Origin of the sequence: Streptomyces sp. NPDC058662, from assembly GCF_042716255.1 — a bacterium.
In the GTDB taxonomy this organism is placed as follows: domain Bacteria; phylum Actinomycetota; class Actinomycetes; order Streptomycetales; family Streptomycetaceae; genus Streptomyces.
In genome coordinates this window covers 1-16,806 of record NZ_JBHXRU010000124.1, presented here as the reverse complement: position 1 = coordinate 16,806, position 16,806 = coordinate 1, and the positions used below count along the sequence as shown (strand labels likewise).

At 74.0% G+C, this 16,806-nt stretch carries 12 protein-coding genes; 7 read left to right on the top strand and 5 right to left on the bottom strand.

Translation table 11 applies throughout. The annotated features are described in order from the left end of the window. On the bottom strand, positions 1 to 636 hold a 636-nt coding region (locus tag ACFWUQ_RS28275; RefSeq protein ID WP_384543648.1), incomplete at its 3' end, for a hypothetical protein. 65 nt (positions 637 to 701) lie between these two features. On the opposite strand from ACFWUQ_RS28275, the gene ACFWUQ_RS28270 reads away from it, so the two are divergent. The 7 genes from ACFWUQ_RS28270 to ACFWUQ_RS28240 all read left to right on the top strand — a co-directional run bounded on the left by ACFWUQ_RS28270 (position 702) and on the right by ACFWUQ_RS28240 (position 7,579). Beyond that, positions 702 to 1,298 (top strand): rhomboid-like protein, encoded by a 597-nt coding sequence (locus ACFWUQ_RS28270; protein WP_384543646.1) that lies wholly within the window; start codon positions 702 to 704, stop codon positions 1,296 to 1,298. Between the two features lie 34 nt (positions 1,299 to 1,332). Continuing rightward, on the top strand, positions 1,333 to 2,127 hold the full coding sequence (locus tag ACFWUQ_RS28265; RefSeq protein ID WP_384543644.1) for a tyrosine-protein phosphatase: 795 nt from the start codon (positions 1,333 to 1,335) through the stop codon (positions 2,125 to 2,127). A gap of 139 nt (positions 2,128 to 2,266) precedes the next feature. Next, positions 2,267 to 4,192, top strand: a complete 1,926-nt coding sequence (locus tag ACFWUQ_RS28260; RefSeq protein WP_384543650.1) for a hypothetical protein — start codon at positions 2,267 to 2,269, stop codon at positions 4,190 to 4,192. 101 nt (positions 4,193 to 4,293) lie between these two features. After that, positions 4,294 to 5,190 carry a metal-dependent hydrolase gene (locus ACFWUQ_RS28255; RefSeq protein ID WP_384543642.1) on the top strand — a complete coding sequence of 299 codons (897 nt, stop codon included), beginning with the start codon at positions 4,294 to 4,296 and terminating at the stop codon, positions 5,188 to 5,190. Further along, positions 5,187 to 6,230, top strand: coding sequence for a PDR/VanB family oxidoreductase (locus ACFWUQ_RS28250; protein ID WP_384543640.1), 1,044 nt, complete (start codon positions 5,187 to 5,189; stop codon positions 6,228 to 6,230). The genes ACFWUQ_RS28255 and ACFWUQ_RS28250 overlap by 4 nt, the downstream gene beginning before the upstream one ends. A 76-nt stretch (positions 6,231 to 6,306) precedes the next feature. Then, positions 6,307 to 7,017, top strand: a complete 711-nt coding sequence (locus ACFWUQ_RS28245; protein WP_384543638.1) for a TetR/AcrR family transcriptional regulator — start codon at positions 6,307 to 6,309, stop codon at positions 7,015 to 7,017. A 25-nt stretch (positions 7,018 to 7,042) separates the two neighbouring features. Next, positions 7,043 to 7,579, top strand: a complete 537-nt coding sequence (locus ACFWUQ_RS28240; protein ID WP_384543636.1) for a GNAT family N-acetyltransferase — start codon at positions 7,043 to 7,045, stop codon at positions 7,577 to 7,579. On the opposite strand, the gene pulA is transcribed toward ACFWUQ_RS28240, so the two are convergent. From pulA to ACFWUQ_RS28220, 4 genes are all read right to left on the bottom strand, one after another. Beyond that, positions 7,566 to 12,950, bottom strand: a complete 5,385-nt coding sequence (gene pulA / locus ACFWUQ_RS28235; protein WP_384543633.1) for a pullulanase-type alpha-1,6-glucosidase — start codon at positions 12,948 to 12,950, stop codon at positions 7,566 to 7,568. The two genes, ACFWUQ_RS28240 and pulA, sit on opposite strands and share 14 nt — an antisense overlap. A gap of 95 nt (positions 12,951 to 13,045) precedes the next feature. Continuing rightward, positions 13,046 to 14,788 (bottom strand): carbohydrate-binding module family 20 domain-containing protein, encoded by a 1,743-nt coding sequence (locus ACFWUQ_RS28230; protein ID WP_384543631.1) that lies wholly within the window; start codon positions 14,786 to 14,788, stop codon positions 13,046 to 13,048. 390 nt (positions 14,789 to 15,178) lie between these two features. Beyond that, on the bottom strand, positions 15,179 to 16,189 hold the full coding sequence (locus tag ACFWUQ_RS28225) for a LacI family DNA-binding transcriptional regulator (RefSeq protein ID WP_384543629.1): 1,011 nt from the start codon (positions 16,187 to 16,189) through the stop codon (positions 15,179 to 15,181). After that, the coding region (locus ACFWUQ_RS28220; RefSeq protein ID WP_384543627.1) for a DUF3459 domain-containing protein at positions 16,177 to 16,806 on the bottom strand (630 nt) is incomplete at its 5' end. The genes ACFWUQ_RS28225 and ACFWUQ_RS28220, both read right to left, overlap by 13 nt.

The following is a 16,806-nucleotide window of genomic DNA, read 5'->3' as shown; positions in this document are numbered from 1 at the left end:
GCGCACCACGGCGTGGGCGTGCACGGCCCCGCGCAGCCGGCGCGGACGGGCGCGGCGGGGGCGCCGCGACGGCGCGGCCGGGGGTGCCGGTTCGGGAGCCGTCCGCGCCCGCAGCAGCAGGAACGCGCGGGAGAGGGGCCCGGCGGCGTGCACCGCGGCGGAGCGCAGGGCCCGGACCAGCCGGAAGACGGCGGCCTCGCCCCGCGCCAGCCAGACGGCGCAGAACAGGCCGGCGAGCACGTGCGCGGCGATCATGGCGGCTCCGCCGTGGCCGACCGCGGCGGCCGGCTCGCCCATCCCGGCCATCTCCCCGACGGCGGCGGCCGCCGCTGCCGTCGCGTGGTGGTGGTGTGCGGGCGCGGCCCCCGACGACGGCCCCGCGGCCTGGCTGCCGGAGAAGACGAGGTGCAGCACCCCTTGCACGGCGAGCAGAGTGGCGGTGATCCCCACCGGGCCGCACCGGCGTCCGGCGGCGAGCCAGGCGAGCGAGCCGGTCAGCCCGAAGGCACCCAGAAGGCCGAGGAGCGGAATATCCGTCCCGGACATGTACGAATGCCCCGCCGCGCCCAGAGCGACGCACATCGCCGCGAAGGTCGCGGCCCGTGCGGCGCGCATCGGCGCGGGGTTGTCGGTCATGGCCGGGACATGTTCGCACGGAGCCCGGTGGTGCCCGCCAGAGGGCCGTATCCGATCATGGGCTGGTGAATCCAATTCCACTGGGCGCGGTGTACGCCGGCGGGGTGCAGATCGGGGCGCACGCCCTGGAGCGCATGGCGGCGGCGGACCGCGAGGAACTGCTCCGCGACTGCTCGACGAATGTCGACAACCTCGCCGCCGGGCGCTGGGGGACGCTGCTGAGCAGCGCCTTCGTCGTCGAGGAACCCATGCCGCTTCCGTACGCGCTGCTGCTCGTCGCGGTCCTCGGGTACGCCGAGTACGCGTACGGCGCCTGGTGGACGGCGGCGGTGTTCCTGTTCGGGCACGCCACGGCGACGCTCCTCGTGTACGGCGCACTGCGCAGGACGACCGATGCGCGCGTCCGGCGGGCCCTGGACGTGGGGACCAGCTACGGCTTCAACGCCGTGCTCGGCGCACTGACCTCGGCCCTGCCGCGCGGTACCGCGCGCACCGCCGCCCGGGCGGTCCTGCTCACCCTGGCCGCCGCGCCCGTGGTCAAGCGCGGGCGGACCTTCACCGACGCCGGACACCTGGCCGCGCTCGCCATCGGCGTCGGGGTCGCGCTGGCCGCCGATTGCCTTTCCGGAGCGAACCGCCGGAAAATTGGATCAAACGCCTGATGCTACGAGTGACCACACCGCTGGAGCAGCCACGATGACCGCCCTCCCCTCCACCACCGTCGCCAACCTCCGCGACCTCGGCGGCACCCCGCTTCCGGGCGGCCGCAGCGTCCGGTCCGGGCTGGTGCTGCGCTCGGGGCAGCTCGACCGGCTCGACCCGGAGGCCGACCCGGTGGTGTCCGCGCTGGGCCTGCGCACCGTCATCGACTTCCGCAGTGAGGCCGAGCGCACCGACCACCCCGACCGGCTTCCGGCCGGGGCCCGGGGCCTGGTGGGCGACGTGTTCGCGGACCGGGTGCGCGCCGGCAGCATGCCCGCCGCGGCCCAGCTCAAGGACCTGCTGGCCGACCCGGTGGTCGCCGAGGAGCAGCTGGGCGGCGGCAGGGCCCAGGCCCTGTTCGGCCAGGTCTACCGCTCTTTCGTGAGCTCCGGCTCGGCGCAGGCCGCGTTCCGGCTGCTGCTCACCGAGGCCGCCGACCCGCAGGGGGGCCCGCTGCTCTTCCACTGCACGGCCGGCAAGGACCGTACGGGGTGGGGCGCGACGGTCATCCTGTCGCTGCTCGGCGCGGACGACGAGACCCTGATGGCCGAGTACCTCTCCGTCAATCCGGCGGTCAGGCAGGCCTTCGCTCCGATGATCGAGGGTTTCACGGTGGCCGGCGGCGACCCGGAGATCGCGCTCGCGCTGATCGGCGTCTTCCCGGAGTACCTGCGGGCCGCGCTGGACGAGGTCGAGACCCGCTACGGCTCCATGGAGAAGTACGTGCGCGAGGGGCTGGGCGTCCCGGACGAGACGGTCGAGGCGCTGCGCGCCCGCCTGGTGGTCTGACCCCGGCGGGCGTGCGGTCCCGGCTCCGGCACGGGCCTCCCGCCGCGACGGCGCGCAGGCCTCGGCCCCGCGCGGTCCCGCACGGATCGGCCCGAACGTGTGCGCTGGGGGCGGGTGACCATCCGACGATTCGCTCGTTCTGCTGAACGTGACTGCGCCGGATACCGCCACCCGCCCCCTGCTTCCCGACGTCGAGCAGGCCGAGGCCGCCATCGTCGAGCACTACCCGCGGCTGGTGCGGCTCGCCTACCTGGTGCTGCCGCCCGCCCTCGGCCGTCACCGACGGGTGCTGACCGCCCATTCGCTGGCCCAGCGGGCCCTGCCGCGCGGACGGCGGGACGCCGCGGCGACCGTCCGGGGCGGGGTCCCCGGCCAGCGCGGTGACGACGTGGGCGGCCCGGGGTACGCCTACGTCCGGCTCCGTGTCCTGCGCTCCGCCCTGGAGGCCGGGCTCCCGCTGACCTTCCGCGCGATGCCCCGGCGCGCGCAGCTGCCCCCGGCGCTGCCCCAGGCCTGGGGGCTGCGGCTGTTCCCGCGCTCCGGCGGAGCCGAGGAACTGGCCCTCGACCAGTGGCTGGCCACCCTCGGCGGGCCGGGGCGCGCCGCGTGCGTGCTGCGGGCCCTGGAGCGGCTGTCGGAACCGGAGGTGATCCGGGTGCTCACCGAGGCCGGGGTCGCGGACCCGGCCGCCGCCGTCGCGGAGTCCGGGGACCCGGCGCACGACACCCTGTTCACCTCCTCCGAGTTCGACCCGTGCGTGCTCCAGGCACGGCCCACCGACCTGCTGCGGCGCCGGCGCCTCGTCCGGGCCGCGCTGGCCGCCGGGGCCGCGCTCGCCGTGTGCGGGGCGCTGCTCGCGCTCCCCGGCGGGGGCTGGGGCGCGGACGGAGCCGCCGCTCCCCCGTACGCGCGCAACGCCGCGGCCGAACAGGCCCTGGACCCGGCCCGGCTGGTGCGGGCCGCGGCCTCGCGGTGGAGCACCTCCTCCCGTACCGACTTCTCCGCCTGGCCCGCGCGCGGCGACCGCGCGGACGACGCGGACCTGCTGCGCCGGGCGCTCGCCGTATGGGCCCGGCCCGGCTCCGGCGTCGTGGTGTCGGCCACTCCCGGGACCCCGACCGGGCCGCCGATGGGGCCGGCGCAGCTGCTCTACGCGGGCACCGTCGACCAGGCCGTCGTGGTCCTGCTGTACGACGGTCTGCGCGTGGTGCGGTACGCCGAGCCGCGCGACGGGACGGCCGGCGCCGCCCTCGACTTCGCCCGGACCGACGGGGCCTCGGCGGCCACCGCGACCGGGTTGGTCCTCAGCCGGGTCGACGGCAACGTCCGCTACCTCGCCGCGCCCTGGGTCACCGGGGTCGCCCTGCGGGACCTGCTCAAGCCGGCCGGGGCCCCGGCGGCGCTCAGGCTGACCTCCGACGGGGTCACCCCGCCGTTCGAGAGCCCCGCCCCGGGCGGCAGCTGCACCAGCTGGAACGCCCTGTCCCTGACCGGGGACGGCGGGGCCCGCCTGGTCACCGACCTCGGTGAGCTGACGCCGGCCCGGCTGACGTCGGGGGCGCCCGGCGCCGAGCGCGATGTGACGGAGGCCGCCGAGTTCGGGGACTGGGCGAGGATCGTCTGCCTGCTGCCCTCGGTCCGCTCGCACGGCGTCCGTACGGTCAACGCCTGGACGTACGCCAAGCAGCCGCTGCCGGAGGGCGACGGCACGGCGGCCTGGCTCTGCACCCGGGCCGAGACCTGGCAGGGCACGGCGGACCGGGTGCAGGCGCAGTTCCTGGCCCCGGGTGCCCCGCTCGCGGCGCAGGCCGCCAAGTCGGAGGGTTCGGTGGCGTGCGGGCCCCGGGAGCCGCGGGTGCTGGCGGGCGTGCTGTGGAAGTCCCGCGCGGGCCAGTGGTACGTCCTCGCGGCGGGCAGCGCGCAGTTCGCCTCGCTGTCGGTGTCGGGCGGCGGCGTCAACGGCAGCGCGAACGGCAACCGCCTGGCGGTCAAGGCCCCGGCGGGCGCCGAGGTCGAGCTGTCGGGCAAGCTGACGGACGGCACGAAGGCGGGCGTCCTGCGCTGAGGACTCCACCGCGGCGGGCGCGGAAGCCGGTGCGGGAAGCCGGTGCGGGAAGTGGGTGCAGAGGGGTTCACCTGACTCCTACCCATCAGTACATTGACGCCATGTCTAATACGCCGCCCGCGCCCGCCCCCGTGGCGTCGGAACACGTGGACCTCGCCCCCCGGAAGGTGTCCTTCGCATGGGAGGACACCCCGCTCCACTGGCTGCCCGGGGAGCCCTTCGCGGGGCACATGATCAATGTGCTGCACCTGCTGCTGCCCGCAGGTGAGCGCTGGTTCGTGCACGTCTACAAGCAGGTGCTCCCGTACATCGAGGACGAGCGGCTGCGCGCGGACGTCCTCGGCTTCATAGGCCAGGAGGCCATGCACGCCGCCGCCCACGACGACGTGCTGCCCCACCTCAAGCGGCTGGGCCTGGACCCGACCCCGTACACGGCCCAGGTCGACTGGCTCTTCGAGAAGCTCCTCGGCGACCGGACGCTGCCGCCCGGGCGGGCCCGGCGCTGGTGGCTGATGGAGCGGGTCGCGATGATCGCCGCCATCGAGCACTACACCGCCTTCCTCGGCGACTGGGTGCTGAACGCCGGCGAGCTCGACCGGCGCGGCGCCGACCCCACCATGCTGGACCTGCTGCGCTGGCACGGGGCGGAGGAGGTCGAGCACCGCTCCGTGGCCTTCGACCTGTTCATGCACGTGGACGGAAACTACCGCCGCCGGGCCCGCACGTGGGCGACCGCCTTCGCGGCGCTGGTCTTCCTCTGGCAGCGCGGCGTGCGCTTCTTCATGGAGAACGACCCACACCTGCCGGACGGCAGAGCCTCCGTCGGGCAGTTCCTCCGGGCCGGCCGGCGCGGTGTGCTCCCCACCGCCGGCGCGATGCTGAAGTCCGTCCCCACCTACCTCTCCCGCACCTACCACCCCTCGCAGGAGGGCTCGACGGCCCAGGCCGCGGCCTACCTCGCCACCTCCCCCGGCGCGAACGGCGGTGCGCGCTCATGAGGCGCGCCCTGGCCGCCACGGCGGTGGCGGGCGCCGCGTGGGCGGCCCGGCGCGCCCTGCGCCGCCGCATCGCGGGGTCCCCGCTGTGGCCGCTGCCCGCGCTGGAGCGGCCGGTTTCCGGCCACTCCCCGCGCCGCCCGCTGCGGGCCCGGATCACCCACCGCACGGAGCCGGTCGAGGGCGTTCTGCGGCTGACGCTCGAAGCCCCCGGCCTGCCGCCCTGGACGCCCGGCGCGCACCTGGACGTCACCCTGCCCTCGGGACTGGTGCGCCAGTACTCCCTGTGCGGCGACCCCGCGGACGGCGGCGCGTACACCATCGCGATCCGGCTGGTCGAGGACGGCCGGGGCGGCTCCCGCGAGGCGCACGCCCGGCTCGTGGTGGGCACGGAGCTGGAACTGCGCCCGCCGCGCAACCGGTTCCCCCTCCTGCCGGCCGCCTCGTACGTGTTCGTCGCGGGCGGCATCGGCATCACCCCGCTGCTGCCGATGCTCCGGGCGGCCGAGGCGGCGGGCGCCGACTGGACCCTCCTGTACGGGGGCCGCTCGCGCGCCTCGATGCCCTTCCTCGCCGAACTGGCCGCGTACGGCGAGCGGGTCACCGTCCTCCCGCAGGACGAGGTGGGCCTCCCGGATCTGAGCGCGCTCGCCGCGACGGGGCCCGGCACCCTCGTCTACTGCTGCGGTCCGGAGCCTCTGATGCGGGCCGTCACGGCGGCCGTCCCCGATCCGGAATCGGTGAGGCTGGAGCGCTTCGCCCCCGCGGCGTCCGGCCCGGCGCGGGCCTTCACCGTCGAACTGCGCCGCTCGGGGCGCACGGTGGAGGGCGGCGCGGACGAGAGCGTCCTGGCGGCGGTCCGCCGGGAACTGCCCGCCACCCCCTACTCCTGCGAGCAGGGCTTCTGCGGCACCTGCCAACACCGGGTGCTGGCGGGCGAGGTGGACCACCGCGACGAGCTCCTGACGGACGCCGAGCGCGCGGACTCCATGCTGCTGTGCGTCTCCCGCGCCGGGGACGGCCGCCTGGTCCTGGACCTCTGAGCGCCCGGACCCCCGCCCGGACCGGTGCCCGCGGAGCCCTGGTGGGGCACCGGGTGGCTCGAAGTAGGGTGTCCGCATGACAACCGGAGTGCGGCGCAGGATGGGTGTCGAGGAGCGGCGGCAGCAGCTGATCGGGGTGGCCCTCGAACTGTTCAGCCACCGCTCTCCCGACGATGTGTCGATCGACGAGATCGCGGCGGCCGCGGGCATATCGCGACCGCTCGTCTACCACTACTTCCCCGGCAAGCTGAGCCTGTACGAGGCGGCGCTGCGGCGGGCGGCCGACGAGCTGGCGCAGCGGTTCGTGGAGCCCCGGGAGGGACCGCTGGGGGCGCGGCTGCTGCGGGTGATGGGGCGGTTCTTCGCCTTCGTCGACGACCACGGGCCGGGCTTCTCGGCGCTCATGCGCGGCGGTCCGGCGGTCGGGAGCAGCCGGGCCAACGCCATGATCGACGAGGTCCGGCAGGCGGCGTACGAGCAGATCCTGACGCACCTGGGCATCGAGGAGCCGCCCGCGCGGCTCGAACTCGTCGTGCGTTCCTGGGTGTCGCTCGCCGAGTCCACGGCGCTGATCTGGCTGGACGGGCGCCGGATCCCGCGGGCCGAGCTGGAGTTGCAGCTGGTGCACGACTTCGCCGCGCTGGCCGCCGTGAGCGCCGCGTACGACGCGGAGATGGCGGGGATCCTCGTACGGATCCTGGCCGGAGAGCCGGCCGACGGGCCGTTCGGGGAACTCGTGGGGCGGCTGGGCGGGTTGATCCCGCACGAGGTGCCCGGCCCCCGGTGATCGCGGTTGCGGCGATAATGCCCGCGTGATCATTGACGACGGCATCGTGTTCCGGCGGGCCCAGGAGAAGGACACCAAGACCCTGGTGCTGCTGCACGACCGGGCCGCCCGGTGGATGCTGGCGCACGGGATCGAGCAGTGGAAGCCGGGCGAGAAGGACGCCGTTCACTTCCTGGCGCGGATGCGCGACGGGGAGGTCTGGCTCGCCGGCGACGCCGACGGCCGCGTCTGCGGCGCGTACGAGCTGTGGTGGTCCGACGAGGAGGCCTGGGGCGTCCAGCCGCCGGTGGCGGGCTACGTGCACCGGCTGATGGTGGAACGCGAGGCCGCGCCCGCCGGGACCGGCCGGCGCATGCTCGAACACGCCGAGCGGCGGATCGCCGGGACCGGCCGCGAGCGGGCGCGGCTGGACTGCGTCTCCACCAACCCCCGGTTGCTCGCGTACTACCGCGGTGCGGGCTACCGGGTGGTCGGGGAGTTCCCCCACAAGGAGGGAGCGGACGGCAGGATCTACGGGGTGATCCTGCTGGAGAAGCGGCTGGACCGGCTCAGCGTCGTGTGAAGACCGCCACGGTGCGGGCCGGGGTGGTGAACTCTCCCGTCGCGGTGTCGTAGGAGGACCGCTTGACCGCGGCGTCGGATCCGGCCGCCTGCACCGGGTGCAGCGCGTAGGCGGTGCCGGCCAGGGACGGCACGCGCTGCGGCTGGTCGGCGGGGGTGGCGTTGAAGACCACGACCAGGTCGCCCAGGACCATGGTGATCACGCCCGGGGTCTCGCCCTCGCCCGACAGGGGGAAGGACAGCTTGCGCTGGACGGCGTCCGCCGTGGTCAGTCCGAAGGACTTTTCCGTCGTGCGGATCCTGAGCAGGTCGCGGTAGGCGGCCGAGGTCGCGCCGATCTCGGCGCAGCCGGGGGCCGGTCCGGTCAGCAGGGGCTTCGCGTAGGGCCACTTGGGGGCGTTGTCGGCCGCCGGGGGAAGGCCCCGGCCGAAGCCGTTCCCGTCCCGGCAGTCCCACTGGATGGCGTTGAACCAGTCGCCGCTGTCGTAGGAGTTGCGGTCCAGGGACTTGGAGCGCAGCAGGTCGGTGCCCGCCTGGGAGAGGGCCGGCCCCTGGGAGAGAGCGGCCGTGGCCATGGCCAGTACCTGCATGCGGGCCCGGTCGCCGGGGGCGGTGGCGGGCGGGAGCTTGTACGTCAGGGCGTCCGCGAGGGTCTCGTTGTCATGGGCGTCCGCGTAGGCGAGGGCGTCTCCGGGGGCGGCCGCGTAGCCGGCCGGGGCGCCGTTGTAGTCGACCTCGGAGCCCTTGACGCGGCGTCCGGTGGTGTCGGTGAAGGTGTAGGAGGCCAGGTTCCCGGACAGGCCGACCTTGATCAGGTCCTGGGCGTGCAGCAGGCGTGCCCGCTGCTCGGCCGGGGTGCCGTTGGCCGGGGAGCCGTTCGGCTCGGTGAACAGGCCGGACGCGAAGCCCTGCACGCGCGGGTCCTCGTCGAAGGGGCCGCCGCCGCGGACCGCGTCGCGCGCCCGGTCGGAGAAGGTGGCGATGCCGGTTCCGGCCATGTTCTTCTGACTGGCCTGGACGAAGCGGGCGTCGTCGGCGATCTCGCCGAAGTTCCAGCCCTCCCCGTAGAGCACGATCTTCTTGCCGTCCACGCCGTCCTTCGCGGGCGTCAGGGCGTCGAGCGCGGCACGGACGGCCAGGATGTTGGCCTTCGGGTGGTGGCCCATCAGGTCGAAGCGGAAGCCGTCGACCTTGTACTCCTTGGCCCAGGTGACGACGGAGTCCACGACGAGTCGGCCCATCATGGCGTTCTCGGGGGCCGTGTTGGCGCAGCAGGTGGAGGTGGCGACACTGCCGTCGGCGAGCAGCCGCTGGTAGTAGCCGGGAACGATCCGGTCGAGCACCGACTTGTCCGACTGCCCGGCGGCGACGGTGTGGTTGTAGACCACGTCCATCACCGTGCGCAGTCCGGCGCCGTTCAGGGACTGGACCATCCTGCGGAACTCGACGGTGCGGGCGGTGCCGTTCGGGTCGCTGGCGTAGCTGCCCTCGGGGACGGTGTAGTGCAGCGGGTCGTAGCCCCAGTTGTAGGCGTCCTTGGCGGCGGCCGCCGCCACGCAGGCCTGCTGCTCCGCGGAGTCGGGCGCGTACACCTTCAAATCGCAGGCGGGCTCGGTGCGGTCCGCGGGCTTCTCCGGGATCGTACCGATGTCGAATACGGGCAGCAGGTGCACGTACGAGGTGCCGGCGGCCGCCAGGCCGCGCAGGTGGCGCATGCCGGCCGAACCGGACTCGGTGAAGGCCAGGTACTGGCCCTTGTGGGTGCTGGTGCGGTCCGCGACCGAGAAGTCGCGGACGTGCAGCTCCTGGATCTGCGCCGAGGTGAAGGGCACGGGCGCGGGCTTGCGCAGGTCCTTCCACCCGGGCGGCGCGAGCTTCGGGTCGGCGAGGTCCACGGCGAGGCTGTGGGTGGAATCCGTGCTCAGGGCCGTGGAGTAGGGGTCGGTGACCAGGTTGCGGACCACCTGTCCGGCGGCCGGGGCCCAGACGGTGACGGCGTAGCGGTAGGGCTTGCCGGTCCAGGAGCGCTCACCGCGCGCCGACCAGACGCCGGTGGCGTCGTCACGGCGCATGGCGACGGTGCGGCCGTCGAGTTCGAGGGCCACCTGCTGGGCGGTGGGCGCCCACACCGACAGGGTGGGGCGGCCGTCCTTGAAGACGGGTCCGAGGGGGGCGGCCTGCGCCCCGGGCGCGTACAGGTCGTCCAGTACGCCGGCCAGCTGCACGCCGGTGGCGGCCAGGACGGCCCCGTTCGCGGCGCGGGCACTGGCGACGAGCTGGCCGCGCAGGGCCTCGCGGACCCGGTCGCGGTCGCGGGGGTCGACGGTGAAGGCGGTGTGGGCGGCCAGGTGCGGGAACGCGCGCTTCTGCGCGTCCGTGAGCTGCGCCGCGTTCAGGCGGAGCCAGGTGGCCTGCCCGGTCAGGGTGCCGTCGGCCGCCTTGACGGCGCCCTCGCGGGAGGCGAGGAGCTGTACGGAGGCAGCGGCGGCGGGGGCGTTCCAGGCGAGCGTGTCGCGGTCGATCCACACGGCGTGGGCCTTGGTGAGGTCCAGCGCGGCGGCGGAGCCGGCGGGCTGCGGCAGGAGGTACTTCTCCCGGCCGCCCAGCATCCACACCTCGTGGCCGGTCGCCTTCAGGTCCAGGGACTGGTCGGAGGGCAGGTCCTTCTCGTCGCCCTTGTGCAGGATGTAGCTGAGCGAGGTGGCCCCGGCGGCGAGCGGCACCTCGTACACGGCGCCGTAGGAGTCGGTGCGGGCCGGGAGGACCGGCTTGGACCAGTCGGTCGGGTTCGCGGCGCCGGTCCACACGTGCAGGCCCCAGCCGTCGTAGGCGCCGTCGGGGCGCTGGTAGTGCAGGACGGCCTTGCCCTGGTCCTGCGGCGGGTAGGCGGGACGCTCGGTGCGGGCGGCCTCCTTGCCCTGCTCCAGCCAGACCTCGCCGGTCTTCGTCACGTCGAGGACGCGGTCGGTGGCGACGTCCTTGTTGCCGTCCTTGTCGATGACGAGGTAGTTGACGGCGGAGGCGCCGGGCTTGAGCCTGACGTGGGCGAAGGCCCCGTAGGCGTCGCGGCCGGTGAAGGCGTGGCCCTGCGGCCACGGGGTCGCCTCGCCCTCGGCGATGTCGCCCCAGGCGTAGAGGCGCCAGTCCGTGTAGTCGCCGTCGGGGCGGTTGTAGTGGACGACCGCGTAGTCGCGCTGGGTGGCGGTGGGCGCCTCGACGGGCGGGAGCTGCCCGGCGACCGAGTCGGCGAGGGCGCTCGCGGTGCGTCCGGCGGAGTCGACGACGACCGCCTTGTAGCGCAGCGGGGTGCCCGCCGGGACGCTCAGGTGCTGGGTGACCTTGTACGGCGCGTGGTCGGCGGTGCCGAGCACCTGCCACGGGCCGGTGCCGGTCTGGGCGGCGAAGACGACCCGGTTCAGGCCGCCGCCGCTGACGTCGGCGGAGAGTTCGACGGTGCCGGCCGCGCCGGGGGCGGGGGCCTTCAGGGTGAGGGCGGGCTTGACGGCGGCCGCGGCGAGCGGGGCGACGCCCTGGAGGACGACCGAGCCGACGGCCGGGAGGTTGACGGTGAGCTTGCCGGCCGCCGAGGCGCGGATCAGCGCGGTGCCGCCGTACAGGGTGCGGTACTGGGCGCCGGCGGGGGCGTCGATCTCCACGGTCCGGGCCTGGCCGCCGTTGTTGGCGGCGACGAGGTACTCGGTGCGGCTGCGGGCGTCCGTACGGGCGAAGGCGTAGGCGGTGCCGTCGGCGAGGCGCTCGCTCTGGACGCCGTCGCGCAGCGCCGGGTGGGCCTTGGACAGCTTCGCGAGAGCACTGATCTGCTGGTAGAGCGGGTGTCCCGGATCGTAGGCGTCGCTCGCGTGCGTGCGGTCGGTGCCGAGCTGGTCGTCGTCCAGGTAGTCGGCCGCGCGCGAGGCGAAGAGCGGCTGGCGGGAGTCCTTGTCGCCGCCCGCGCCGGTGAAGCCCTGCTCGTCACCGGAGTAGACGACCGGGTTGCCCCGGGAGAAGAACATCAGCTCGTTGGCCAGCCGGTAGCGGGCCAGCAGCTCCGCCTCGCCCGCGCCCGGCCGGTCCTGCTTCAGGAAGGTGCCGAAGCGGCCCATGTCGTGGTTGCCGAGGAAGGTCACCTGCTCGTAGGCGTTGGCCTTGTCGGTGGTGTACCGGTAGTCGTCGCCGAGGACCGAGGCGAGCCGGCCGGCCGCCGCGCCCTGGGAGGCGTACGCGCGGATCGCGTCCTGGAGCGGGAAGTCGAGGGTGGCGTCGAGCCGTCCGCGCGTCACGTAGGGGGAGGTGACGGCGGTGTCGGCGGAGTAGACCTCGCCGAACATGAAGAAGTCGTCCCGGCCGCGCTGGGCGGCGTACTTGTCGAGGGCCGTCGCCCACTGGGTCCAGAAGCCGGTGTTGACGTGCTTGACCGTGTCGATGCGGAAGCCGTCGATGTCGAAGTCCCGGACCCACTTCTCGTAGATCTTCTCCATTCCCTCGACCACTTCGGGACGCTCGGTCCACAGGTCGTCGAGGCCGAAGAAGTCACCCTGCTCGGAGGACTCGCCGGCGAAGGTGGAGTCGCCCCGGTTGTGGTACATCGCCGGGTCGTTGAGCCAGGACGGGACCTTGGCCTTCTCCTTGCCGGCCGGGACGAACGGCGTGCGCGGGAAGGACTCGGTGTCGGTGCCGGGGAACCTCGGCGCGGGGCTCCCCGGCCGGTCCCGCTTCCCGGCGGCGCCGTCGGCGTAGTCCGCGTCGTCGAACGGCACCCCGTCCTTGGTCAGGTACGGGAAGGCGCCCTTGGAGAGGTACCCGTACGAGGCCTCGCGGTAGTCGACCACGTCGGCGGTGTGGTTGGTGATGACGTCGAAGAAGACCTTCATCCCCTTCCCGTGCGCCTTGTCGATCAGCCGCTCCAGATCGGCGTTGGTCCCGAAGTGCGGGTCGACCTGGGTGAAGTCGGTGATCCAGTAGCCGTGGTAGCCGGCCGAGACGTCGTTCCCCTTGCCCTGCACCGGCTGGTTCTTGAAGATCGGCGCCATCCAGATGGCCGTCGTCCCCAGGCCCTTGATGTAGTCCAACCGGTCGGTGAGGCCCTTGAGGTCCCCGCCCTGGTAGAAGCCCTTGTCCGTCGGGTCCAGGCCGGTCTCCAGCCGGGTGCCGGTCAGGCCGCCCCGGTCGTTGCCCGGGTCGCCGTTCGCGAACCGGTCGGGCAGGACGAAGTAGAACTGCTCCCGGGTCAGGTCGTGGCGGGCCGGTTCGGCGGCCAGTCTCGCGTCCGAGGGCGGCGCGGGGGGCCGGGCCGCGGCGGCCGCGGCGGGGAGGGCGGGCAGGAGAGTCACGGCCAGGGCGGCGGCGAGGACTCCTGCGGCAGGGCGTATCAAGGCGAGTCTCCTTGGTTACGTGTCGCGTGGATGAGGGCCGCCCGGCGGTGGCGGGGTTCGGTGTGCCGGGCGGCCCTGGTCTGCGGGGCGGCGGTTCAGCTGCGCCAGGTGTCGGACAGCGTGACCTTGCCGCTCGCGGGGACGGTGGCGGTGCGGTTGGCTCCGCTCTCCCAGGTGACGTTCCCCGCGGCGTCCTTGCGGACGTACTTGTACGCGAAGGACGTGCCGGCGGGGAGGGCGATGTCGAGCTTCCACACGGGGTAGGAGGCGGGGTCGAGCTTGGGGGCGGCCGCCGTGTTCCAGCCGCCGAGCTCGGTGCGGTCCCCGACGACGTGGATGTTCTGGCCGGGCGCGGTGGTGGCGTTCACGGCGAAGGACGCACCGGACGCGGTCGGGGGCGGCGGGGTCGTCCCCCCGGAGCAGGTACGGGCGTTGACGTGCAGGGCGAGGGCGCTACCGGCGCCGACCGTGGCGGTGAACCGGCCACCGGAGTCCACGTTCACCGTGCGGCCGCTCTGCACGTCGCAGTAGTCGCCGGCCGGGAGTGAGGTCTGGAAGGTGCGGGTCAGGGCCGAGCCCTCGTGGTTGATCGCCACGTACGCCTTCGAGCCGCGGCCGAAGGCGATCCGGTCGCCGCCGTTGTCCCACCAGTCGGTGACGCTTTGCCCGCGGGCCGCGTTGCGCAGGCCCACCATGGAGGCGACCTCCCGCCAGGCGTGCTGGCACTTCCAGCCCTCGGTGTAGCAGGCGTTCACCGTGCCGCCGGCGGGCGGGCCCGCGTCCTTGTCGGTCCACTCGTAGCCGGAGTGCACGTCCGGGGAACCGTACGGCCAGGCCAGCATGAAGACGTTGGCGAGGGTGTAGGCGGAGCCGTCCTTGTAGCTGAGGGTGTCCCCCACGCGCTCGGTGTCGTGGTTGTCGACGAAGACGCCGGACTTCCCGCCCGCCATGTGGCCCCAGGCCTCGCCGAAGTTCTTCAGGTGGGCGAGGTTCTCGTTCTGGAAGACCCGCTTGAGGTCGCGGGCGTACCGGAACTCCTGGACGTCGCCGGTGCCCAGGTACTCGCTCGGCGAGACGGCCTCGCCCGCGCCGAATATGGCCTCCTGCTTCCAGTAGGCGGCGGGGTTCGTCAGCCGGGACTTGATGTTGGCGAGGTCGGCGGCGGGCATGTGCTTGGCGGCGTCGATCCGGAAGCCGTCGACGCCGAGCGAGAGCAGGTCGTTGAGGTACGCGGCGATGCGGCCGCGCACGTACTCCTCGCCGGTGTCCAGGTCGGCGAGCTGGACGAGCTCGCAGTTCTGGACGTTGCCGCGGTCCTGGTAGTTCGAGATCGTCGCCCGGCAGTCGTCCAGGTCGGAACCGGAGTAGAGGCCGGGGTAGTTGTACTTCGTGTACGAACTGCCGCCCGTACCCGTGCCGTCGCCGGCCGCCATGTGGTTGATGACGGCGTCGGCGACGACCTTGACGCCCGCCGCGTGACAGGTGTCGATCATCGACTTGAAGGCCGTACGGTCGCCGAGCCGACCGGCGATCCTGTAGCTGACGGGCTGGTACGAGGTCCACCACTGCGGGCCCTGGATGTGCTCCTGCGGCGGTGAGACCTGCACGTAGCCGTAGCCGGCGGGCCCGAGGCTGTCGGTGCACGCCTTGGCCACCGAGGCGAACCGCCACTCGAAGAGCACGGCGGTGACATCCCGCTCCCCGGGCGGCGCGGCGGACGCCTGCGGGGACTGGGCGGTGACGGCGCCGAGCGCGGCTGCGGCGAGCACCCCCGCGACAGCGGCCCGTGCGGCGGCGGAGCGGGGTGATCGTGCGGGTCTGGCGGCTCTGACAGACATGCGGGGGCCTCCTGGCGGAAGAGGTGGGGATTGTTGGCGACCGTAGAGGCGTGGCCGGTTCTGTTGCAAGAGCTTGCGCAAGAGATTGCAGAATTGTTTCCCGCCGACGCCGCACGAGGAGTCCCCGCCCGGCGCGCCCCGGGACGGCGCCAACTCCCGGGCCGGGGCAGCCACATCGGGACAGGCCGGACATCCCGGCAGCCCCTCATCGCGCACACCGCAGACCGCACACCGCAGACCGCAGACCGCAGACCGCAGACCGCAGACCGCAGAGCAGCGCGCACTCGCAGACACCGGACACGGCACCCCGCACAGCAGCGGGCCCGCCGCCTCCGGAGGTCGGAGGCGACGGGCCCGTGGATCACCCGGCCGCGGAATTCGGCCGGCCCCCTACGGCGCCTGCGCCGTCGAGCCCCGCACCACCAGTTCCGGCTGGAAGACGTACTCCGTGCGCTGGACCGGGGTGCCGCCGACCGCCTCCAGCAGGGCGCCGACCGCGGCCGTCGCCATGGCCCGTACGGGCTGGCGCACCGTGGTCAGCGGCGGGTCCGTGAACGCGATCAGCGGCGAGTCGTCGAATCCGACCACCGAGACGTCCTCCGGGACCCGCAGCCCCCGTTCCCGCGCCGCGCGGATGACGCCGAGCGCCATCGGGTCGCTCCCGCACACGATGCCGGTGCAGCCGCGGTCCAGCAGGGCGATGCCCGCCGCGTGGCCGCCCTCGACCGTGAACAGCGTGCGCTGGATCAGCCCTTCGGACTCGGCGTCCGGCACCGCGGCGACGAAGCCCTGCTCCTTGCGCGCCGACGGCACGTAGCGCGTCGGGCCGATCGCCAGCCCGATCCTGCGGTGCCCGAGGTCCTCCAGGTGCCGTACGGCCATCTCCGCGGCCGCCCGGTCGTCCGGGGACACGAAGGGCGCGCTGATCCGCTCGTTGAAGCCGTTGATCAGCACGAACGGCACCCCGCGCGCCGCCAGTCGCTGGTAGCGCGCGGGATCGGCGGCCGAGTCCGCGTGCAGGCCCGACAGGAACACGATGCCGGTGACCCCCCGCTCCTCCAGCTGCTCCACCAGCTCGTCCTCGGTGGCCCCGCCCGGCGTCTGCGTGCAGAGCACGGGCGTGTAGCCGTGCCCGGCCAGCGCCTGCTCTATGACCTGCGCGAACGCCGGGAAGATCGGGTTGGTGAGCTCCGGGATCAGCAGCCCGACCAGCCCGTTGCTGCGCCGCTTGAGCCGTACGGGACGCTCGTAGCCCAGCAGGTCGAGGGCGGCCAGCACCTTGTGCCGGGTGCCGGCCGCCACCCCCGACTTGCCGTTGAGCACACGGCTGACGGTCGCCTCGCTGACCTCGGCCTGCGCGGCGATGTCCGTCAGCCGGAGCGGGGACGTCACACCTGCCACCACACCGCGCTGTCGGCGGGCAGGACCTCCGGGTCCGGGATCTCGGTGCTGGACAGCAGGATCCGTCCCGGCGCAGGCAGCCGCACGGGCGCGTCCGTCGTGTTGACCGTGCAGGCGAAGTCGCCGCGGCGGAAGGCCAGTACCCCGGCCGGCGCCGGCAGCCACCGCACGGCGTCGCCCGCGCCCAGCGCCGCGTGCTCGCGCCGGATGCGCAGGGCCGCGCGGTACAGCTCCAGCGTGGACGCCGGGTCGCCGCTCTGGGCCTCCACCGTGAGCGCGGCCCACTCCGCGGGCTGCGGGAGCCAGCTGCCGCCCGCGCCGAATCCGTACGGGGCCTCGGAGCCGGACCACGGCAGCGGGACGCGGCAGCCGTCGCGCAGCCCGTCCTGGCCGTTCTCCTTGAAGAAGGAGGGGTCCTGGCGTACCTCGTCGGGCAGGTCGAGGACCTCGGGGAGGCCGAGCTCCTCGCCCTGGTAGACGTACGCGGACCCGGGCAGGGCCAGCATCAGCAGCGCCGCGGCCCGCGCCCGGGCCAGACCCTGGGCGCCGCCCCCGTACCGGGTCACATGCCGCACCACGTCGTGGTTCGACAGCACCCACGTCGTCGGCGCACCGAC